The sequence below is a fragment of the Psittacicella gerlachiana genome (assembly GCF_003585965.1).
Classification (GTDB): Bacteria; Pseudomonadota; Gammaproteobacteria; order Enterobacterales; family Psittacicellaceae; genus Psittacicella; species Psittacicella gerlachiana.
Window position 1 is genome coordinate 1 of record NZ_NRJF01000222.1, and the last position, 7,191, is coordinate 7,191.

Annotated in this window: 6 protein-coding genes; 5 read left to right on the plus strand and 1 reads right to left on the minus strand. The window is 33.5% G+C overall.

What is annotated here, in order from left to right; genetic code table 11:
* The first annotated feature begins 77 nt into the window (after positions 1–77).
* The 5 genes from bamA to lpxA all read left to right on the plus strand — a co-directional run bounded on the left by bamA (position 78) and on the right by lpxA (position 5,603).
* Positions 78–2,504: an outer membrane protein assembly factor BamA gene (gene bamA / locus CKF59_RS06840; protein WP_119535195.1), complete on the plus strand. Its 2,427-nt coding sequence runs from the start codon at positions 78–80 to the stop codon at positions 2,502–2,504.
* A gap of 82 nt (positions 2,505–2,586) precedes the next feature.
* Positions 2,587–3,168, plus strand: a complete 582-nt coding sequence (locus CKF59_RS06845) for an OmpH/Skp family outer membrane protein (RefSeq protein WP_119535196.1) — start codon at positions 2,587–2,589, stop codon at positions 3,166–3,168.
* Positions 3,169–3,242: 74 nt separating this feature from the next.
* Positions 3,243–4,319, plus strand: coding sequence for a UDP-3-O-(3-hydroxymyristoyl)glucosamine N-acyltransferase (lpxD, locus tag CKF59_RS06850; RefSeq protein WP_119535197.1), 1,077 nt, complete (start codon positions 3,243–3,245; stop codon positions 4,317–4,319).
* Between the two features lie 10 nt (positions 4,320–4,329).
* Entirely contained in the window at positions 4,330–4,791 is a 462-nt protein-coding gene (fabZ, locus tag CKF59_RS06855; protein ID WP_119535198.1) for a 3-hydroxyacyl-ACP dehydratase FabZ, read from the plus strand.
* A 2-nt stretch (positions 4,792–4,793) separates the two neighbouring features.
* The gene (gene lpxA / locus CKF59_RS06860) at positions 4,794–5,603 is read left to right on the plus strand and encodes an acyl-ACP--UDP-N-acetylglucosamine O-acyltransferase (protein WP_119535199.1); all 810 of its coding nucleotides are present in this window, start codon (positions 4,794–4,796) and stop codon (positions 5,601–5,603) included.
* A gap of 57 nt (positions 5,604–5,660) precedes the next feature.
* On the opposite strand, the gene ubiD is transcribed toward lpxA, so the two are convergent.
* The gene (ubiD, locus tag CKF59_RS06865) at positions 5,661–7,124 is read right to left on the minus strand and encodes a 4-hydroxy-3-polyprenylbenzoate decarboxylase (protein WP_119535200.1); all 1,464 of its coding nucleotides are present in this window, start codon (positions 7,122–7,124) and stop codon (positions 5,661–5,663) included.
* Between the last annotated feature and the right edge of the window lie 67 nt (positions 7,125–7,191).

Here is a 7,191-nt window from a genome sequence, read left to right on the forward strand (position 1 = left end):
CATATATAAATACATATAAAAAATATTACATCCCCTCTTCTGTTCAAAAAAGAGAAGTTAAAGAGAAATTTCCCTTCATGAAAAAGTTTTTATTAACAAAGTTAATGCTAGCGCTAAGCATTCCAGCTTTAGCAATCACTCCATTTCAATTAAATAACGTAGAAGTTAAAGGAGTGAATCAAACTCAAAGTCAAGACATTATTAACCTTTTAAATTTAAAGCAAGGCTCTGTAATTAATGATAATGAGATTGCACAAATTATTCGAAAATTATATGCTACAGGTAACTTTAATAATGTTGTAGTTAACAAAGATGGTAATAATCTTGTTATTGACTTAAAATTAAAGCAAACCATTGCTTCTGTTAATTTTAAAGGTAATTCTTTAATTCCTACAGATCAAATTCGTAAAACTTACGAGCAAAATAATATACGTCAAGGTGCGATTTTAAATGAAGACACCTTAACGCAACTAAATGAAGAAGTTGAGCGCTTCTATCAAAGTCAAGGTTACGCTCACGTTGCGGTTTCTACTCGTATTACAACTTTAGATGATGGAACAGTAAAAGTTGAAGTTATAGTTGACGAAAAGAAAAAAGCATACCTTAAAACTTTAAATATAGTTGGTAATACAACTTTTAGTGAGAAAGAGATATTAAGTAATTCTACAATTCGACCTGATACAAGTTGGTATAACTTCTATCACAATTCAAATTTTACTAGCCAAAACAAACAGTTACTTTTAGATAATATCTCAAATTACTATAAAGATCGAGGTTATGCTAAATTTAAAGTTGTAAGTACAAAAGAAGAAAACTTAAGTACTGAAAGACCTCAAGATGTAACCTTTACTGTAAATGTAGATGAAGGTGAGTTATATCAAGTTTCAAAGGTTAATTTCTTTACGCGTAACACCGCTCTAGATGAAGAGTTTGCTAAATTAAATAAAGTAGCCGTTGAGCAAAATTATAATAAATCAACTGTAGATGCAACGATTCAAGCAATCAAAGACTATTTAGCTGGTTTAGGTTATGCAAATCCTAAAATTGAACCTGTACTAAAATTTGACGATGCTAATCACAGAGTTGAAGTGGTTATTGCTGTAGATAAAGGGGCAAGATACACAGTTAATGCGATTATCTTTAATGGTAACCATTTAACCAAAGATGCGGTTCTGCGTCGTACCTTATTACAACAAGAGAACTCAATTTATAATTTAAATCTTGTTAATGATGATGTAACTACTTTATTAAGAAGTGGAAATTTCTCTGATGCTTCTTATCATACTGAAGTAATTGAGGGAGCACCTGACTTATTAAATTTACATTATGATGTAACTGAAACTGCAAATGGTAGTTTCCAAATAGGTTTAGGTTATGGTAGTACTCAAGGTATTACTTATACTTTAAAATTACAACAAAATAATTTCTTGGGAACTGGAAGAAGTGTAGGCTTAACCGCTGAGAGATCTTCTGGACGTACATATGCTTCAATTGATTTTACTGAACCTTATGTTACAACTTACGGTTTAAGTTTAAATACTTCCGTTTATTTTTCAAAAATCAATACTGAAAAATATAGAAATTATTACGGTTATAACTATCAACAAACTGTTTATGGTATAACCTTAGGTACAACAGTTCCTGTTTCACGTTATGGTACAGTTTCAGGTAGCGTGACTTACGAAAATAACAAGTACTATAACCTCTATCCAGAATATTACCGTATGCTTTATTTACAATCTATAGGGCAAAATGTTGAAGACGGTAAATGGACAGTTAGAACTAGAGATGTTACTTTTAACCTTTCATATAACTTAAATACATATGATAGATATCTCTTCCCAACTAAAGGTTATGACTTTACTATAGGTACTGGTATTACTGCCTTAGCATCAACAGATAAATACTACACCTTACAAGCGAGTTTAAAAACTTTTACTCCAATTACTAATGATGGTAGATGGGTATTTGGAACTCGTGTAGCTGCAGCTCATGCTCGAGCTATGGATGGTAAATATTTACCTATTTCAGCGTTATATACCGCTGGTGGAGCTGGAACTTTACGTGGTCTGAGTGATAGTTCTGTTGGTCCTGCTTCAATTAACTGTAGTGGTGGCTCAAGTTGTTCAAGTTTAAGTGCTTCTAATTTCAATCGTGTAAATACTTATGAAACTGTAGGTGGTGACTCAATTGTTTACGGTGGAGTGGATCTATACTTCCCATTATTTAGAGGTGAAGCTGCTAAAACTGTGAGAACATCATTCTTCGTAGATACTGCTGCTGTTTGGAGTACGCAATGGAAAAAATACACAGCTTCTTTAGATCAAAGTATCTTTAGTGGTTATGAAGATTGGAGTAAACCAAACTTCCGTGTAACAGCAGGGATTAATCTAGACTGGCAATCACCTTTAGGTTTATTATCTTTCTACCTAGGTACACCAGTAGTATCGAAAAAATATGATGATAAAGAAGTATTTGGTATTAACTTCGGAACAACATATTAATGAGAATATTTAATAAGAATTAGCAGTGTTCACTGCTAATTCTTCTCTGATTTTTAAAAAGATAGTAATCAGGATTTTATTTATGCAAATTAAAAAATTTCTTTTAACTTCACTTGTATTAGGTTTATCATCTTTTGGTGCAGTAATGTCTACTACCGCTTATGCAGCTCCTGCAGCCCAAACAGTAACAGTTGCGGTGGTTAATTATGATCAATTAGTACAATCTTCTAAAGTATTCACCGAAAGTGCAAAAGCATTTAACGATAAGTTCCAAAAGCGTAACGATGATTTAGAAGCTTTAGGTCAACAGTTACATGCTGAAAATAACGAGTTAGAAAAAATGAAGCAACAACTAGATGCTGATTTACAATCAGGTAAATTATCAGGTGCTCAATTAAAAACTCGTGAAACTGCTTTTAATCAAAAAGCACAAGCGTTTAGCGAAAAATATAATGATTACCAAAATCAAGTTCAACAATTACAAAAAGAAATGAACGATTATCAAAATGTAGAGCTTGATAAAGTTGACAAAGCAGTAAGAGATATTGTCGCTAAATATGCACAAGAACAAAAAATCTCAATTGTTATTGATGCTCGTGCTTCTATTTATTACGCAAACGCAGTAGATGTTACACCACAGCTATTAAAATTAGTTCAACAATAGTTTTAATATAGCAATACACCAACGCACAGTAAGCCTGTATGGTTTAACCTTTAATTCAGGGCTTGATTATTAAGATGAATAGTATTACATTATTTGAAATATCACAGTTAACTAATGGTGAATTAGTTAATTGTGATAACCCTCATAAAGCAATAACCACTTGCCATCCTTTAGATAACGAAAATCATATTGCCAATTCTATTGGTTTTATTAAAGATAAAAATTATCTTAAATATGTAAATGCTGGTTGTACTGACGCTATTTTAGTAACGGAAAAATTAGCACAAGAAATAAATAATCAAAAGATTACAAAAATTATTGTAAAAGATCCTTATGTTGCTTTTGCTAAGGTTTCTCAAGTTCTCGACACTACGCCAAAAGTAAAACCTGGAATTCATCCTACAGCGGTAATTCCTGAAAGTTGTCGCCTTGGAGCAAATGTTCATATTGGAGCATATGCAGTTTTAGGAGAAAATGTTACAGTTGGCGATAATTCAATTATAGAGAATCACACTTCAGTAGGGGATAATTGTAAGATTGGAAATAATGTTCGTCTTCATCCTCATGTAGTCCTTTACCACGGGGTTGAGCTAGCTGATTATGTTGTAGTTCATAGTTTAACAGTACTTGGTGCTGACGGTTTTGGTTATGCAAATGAACGTGGTAGATGGATTAAAATTCCACAGGTTGGTACTACAGTTATTGGAGAAAGAACGGAAATTGGTTCATTAACAAGTATTGACCGTGGTGCTCTTCACAATACGGTGGTAGAGAATGATGTTATAATTGATAACCACATTCACTTAGGGCATAACTGTAAAGTTGGTATGGGAACGGCTATGGCAGGTGGAACAATTGTTGCAGGTTCTGTAACTTTTGGAAAATATTGTATAATAGGCGGTGCTTCTGTTTTTAATGGTCACATAAATATTGCTGATCAAGTGTCTGTAACAGGGATGGCAATGGTTCCACATAGCTTAACTGAGAGTGGTAAGGTTTATTCTTCAGGAATCCCAGTAGAAGACAATAGAAAATGGTTAAGAAGTACAGTAATGCTACGTTATGATAATTTAAAAGATCAAGCAACAAGATTAAAAGAGCTTGAGAAAAAAGTTACTGAACTTACAGATTTATTAAAACAAGATAAATAGGTTTATATAGATGTCAGATTTAAAAGTTAATCCGGAACGTGTAATTGAAATTGATGAGATAATGTCTCTATTACCTCATCGCTATCCTTTTTTATTAGTAGATCGTGTTCTAGATTGGGAAGAAGGTAAATGGCTTCGTGCTATTAAAAATGTAACCTATAATGAACCATGTTTCACAGGTCATTTCCCACACAAACCAGTTTTCCCAGGTGTACTAATTCTTGAAGCTATGGCACAGGCAACTGGAGTTTTAGCATTTAAAACTAGAGAACTACCTCCAGATGAACTATATTATTTTGCAGCTGTAGATAATGCTAGATTTAAACGTCCAGTATTACCTGGTGATACTATGGTAATTGAAGTAAACTTCCTTAAAGAGCGTCGTGGTATTGCTCAATTTACGGGTAAAGTTTATGTAGATGGTAATCTTGTGTGTGAAGCAGATTTAATGTGTGCTCGTAGAGGACTTTAATTATGGGTATTTCTCCTTTAGCAATAATTCATCCAACAGCAATAGTTTCTGAAAAAGCGAATATTGCTGATAATGTAAAAATTGGTCCTTTTTGTATTGTTGAAGATAGTGTTTCTATTGGTGAAGGTACAGAATTAATTTCACATGTAGTTGTAAAAGGTAAAACGACAATCGGTAAAGAAAATAAAATTTACTCTTTTGTGACTATTGGTGAAGTAAATCAAGATTTAAAATACAAAGGCGAAGACACTGAAGTAATTATTGGGGACAGAAACTCTATTCGTGAATCTTGTACAATCCACCGTGGTACAGTTCAAGGAATTAGTAAAACTGTAATCGGGGACGATAACCTGTTAATGGTTAATACTCATGTTGCTCATGATTGTACTATTGGTAATCACAATATTCTTGCAAATAATACAACTTTAGGTGGTCACGTAACCATTGATAATTTTGTAGTTATTGGCGGATGTACAGCTATCCACCAATTTGTGAATATAGGTTCACATGTGATGGTAGGTGGTTGCTCTGGAGTGAGTCAAGATGTTCCTCCATATGTTTTAGCTCAAGGTAACCATGCTTTTGCAATTGGCTTAAACACAACTGGACTTACACGTCGAGGATTTACTGACTTCCAAATCGGACAGTTAAAATTAGCGTACCGTATTATCTATCGTCAAGGCAGAACTCTTGATGAAGCTTTAAATGAATTACAGCAATTAGCAGCAAATACTACTTGTGTAAGCTTATTTGTAGAGTTTTTAAGAAGATCTGACGTTAAACGTGGAATCGTAAGACCTAGAACTAAATAATAAATTCAAGACATAAAAAATAGAGAGAAGAAATAAACCTTCTCTCTATTTTTTATTCTATAAATCTAGTTGATCCCAAATTTGATCAATTTTAGCTTTTACTTTTGGATCTTGTACTATAGCACGTCCCCATTCTCTTTGCGTTTCACCTTCCCACTTAGAAGTAGCATCTATTCCAAGTTTAGAACCTAAACCCGATATTGGAGAAGCAAAATCTAAATAATCAATTGGGGTATTATTAATAATTGTAAAATCTCTTTCAGGATCTGTACGCGTAGTTATTGCCCAAATTACATCATCCCAACTACGAGCATTAATGTCATGATCACAGACAATGACAAATTTAGTATACATAAATTGTCTTAAGAATGACCAAACTCCAAACATAACTCTTTTAGCATGTCCTGGATATTCTTTTTTAATAGTTACTACTGCCATACGATAAGAGCATCCTTCCGGAGGAAGATAAAAATCTACAATCTCAGGAAACTGTTTTCTTAAAATTGGAGTGAATACATGGTTAAGAGCAACCGCTAAGATCGCAGGTTCATCAGGTGGTCTTCCTGTATAGGTTGAATGATAAATTGGGTTCTTTTTAGTAGTAATTTTACTAACTGTAAAAACTGGAAATTTTTCCGTTTCGTTATAATAACCTGTATGATCACCAAATGGACCTTCTACCGCCATCTCTTTAGGATCTATATATCCTTCTAAGATAATCTCTGCATTAGTTGGCACTTGTAACTCATTAGTTAAACACTGAACCACTTGTGTAGGTGCTTGTCTTAATAATCCCGCAAAGGCATATTCAGATAAGGTATCCGGAATAGGGGTAACAGCTGAGATAATTGTCGCAGGATCGGCTCCTAAGATTACCGAAACTGGAAACTTTTCTCCTGGATGAGTTTGTTTCCAATCTTGGAAATCTAATGCCCCACCACGATGAGAAAGCCAACGCATAATTAGTTTATTTTTACCTAATTTTTGCATACGGTAAATACCGAGATTTTGACGCTTTTTATTAGGTCCTTTAGTTACAACAAGTCCCCAAGTTACAAGAGGAGCTGCATCCTCGGGCCAACAAGTCATAATCGGAAGTTTATCTAAATCAACTTGCTCGGTATCGTATACTATTTCTTGACATTCTCCTTTGCTTTTTTCTTTTATACGCATATGGAGAATGTTTTTATAAAGACCTAACTTTGCAATAGCATCTTTAAATCCTTCAGGGGGTTCAGGTTCTTTTAATTTTGATAAAAGTTCACCAAATTGTTCTAACTGATCCGTAGATTCGAGCCCCATGGCTAAAGATATACGTTCTTCAGTACCAAATAAATTGGTCAATACGGGTACTTTGCTACCTTTTACATTTTCAAAAAGCAGAGCTGGTCCTTTATTTTTTAAGACACGCTCGGAAATCTCGGTCATTTCTAGATAAGGATCTACTTCGAGATTTATTCTTTTTAAAAGCTGTTTTTCTTCAAGATAATGAACAAAGTCTTGTAAAGAATTAAAATTCATAAAATAAATACAAAAAGATATAATAAATTTTGTTTTCTACTCTGTTAAGTTACAACCTGTTTTGGTT

Excerpts from the sequence above, each read along its gene's own strand:
- bamA (WP_119535195.1), top strand. The coding sequence starts at position 78 with ATGAAAAAGTTTTTATTAACAAAGTTAATGCTAGCGCTAAGCATTCCA.
- CKF59_RS06845 (WP_119535196.1), top strand. The coding sequence starts at position 2,587 with ATGCAAATTAAAAAATTTCTTTTAACTTCACTTGTATTAGGTTTATCA.
- lpxD (WP_119535197.1), top strand. The coding sequence starts at position 3,243 with ATGAATAGTATTACATTATTTGAAATATCACAGTTAACTAATGGTGAA.
- fabZ (WP_119535198.1), top strand. The coding sequence starts at position 4,330 with ATGTCAGATTTAAAAGTTAATCCGGAACGTGTAATTGAAATTGATGAG.
- lpxA (WP_119535199.1), top strand. The coding sequence starts at position 4,794 with ATGGGTATTTCTCCTTTAGCAATAATTCATCCAACAGCAATAGTTTCT.
- ubiD (WP_119535200.1), bottom strand. The coding sequence starts at position 7,124 with ATGAATTTTAATTCTTTACAAGACTTTGTTCATTATCTTGAAGAAAAA.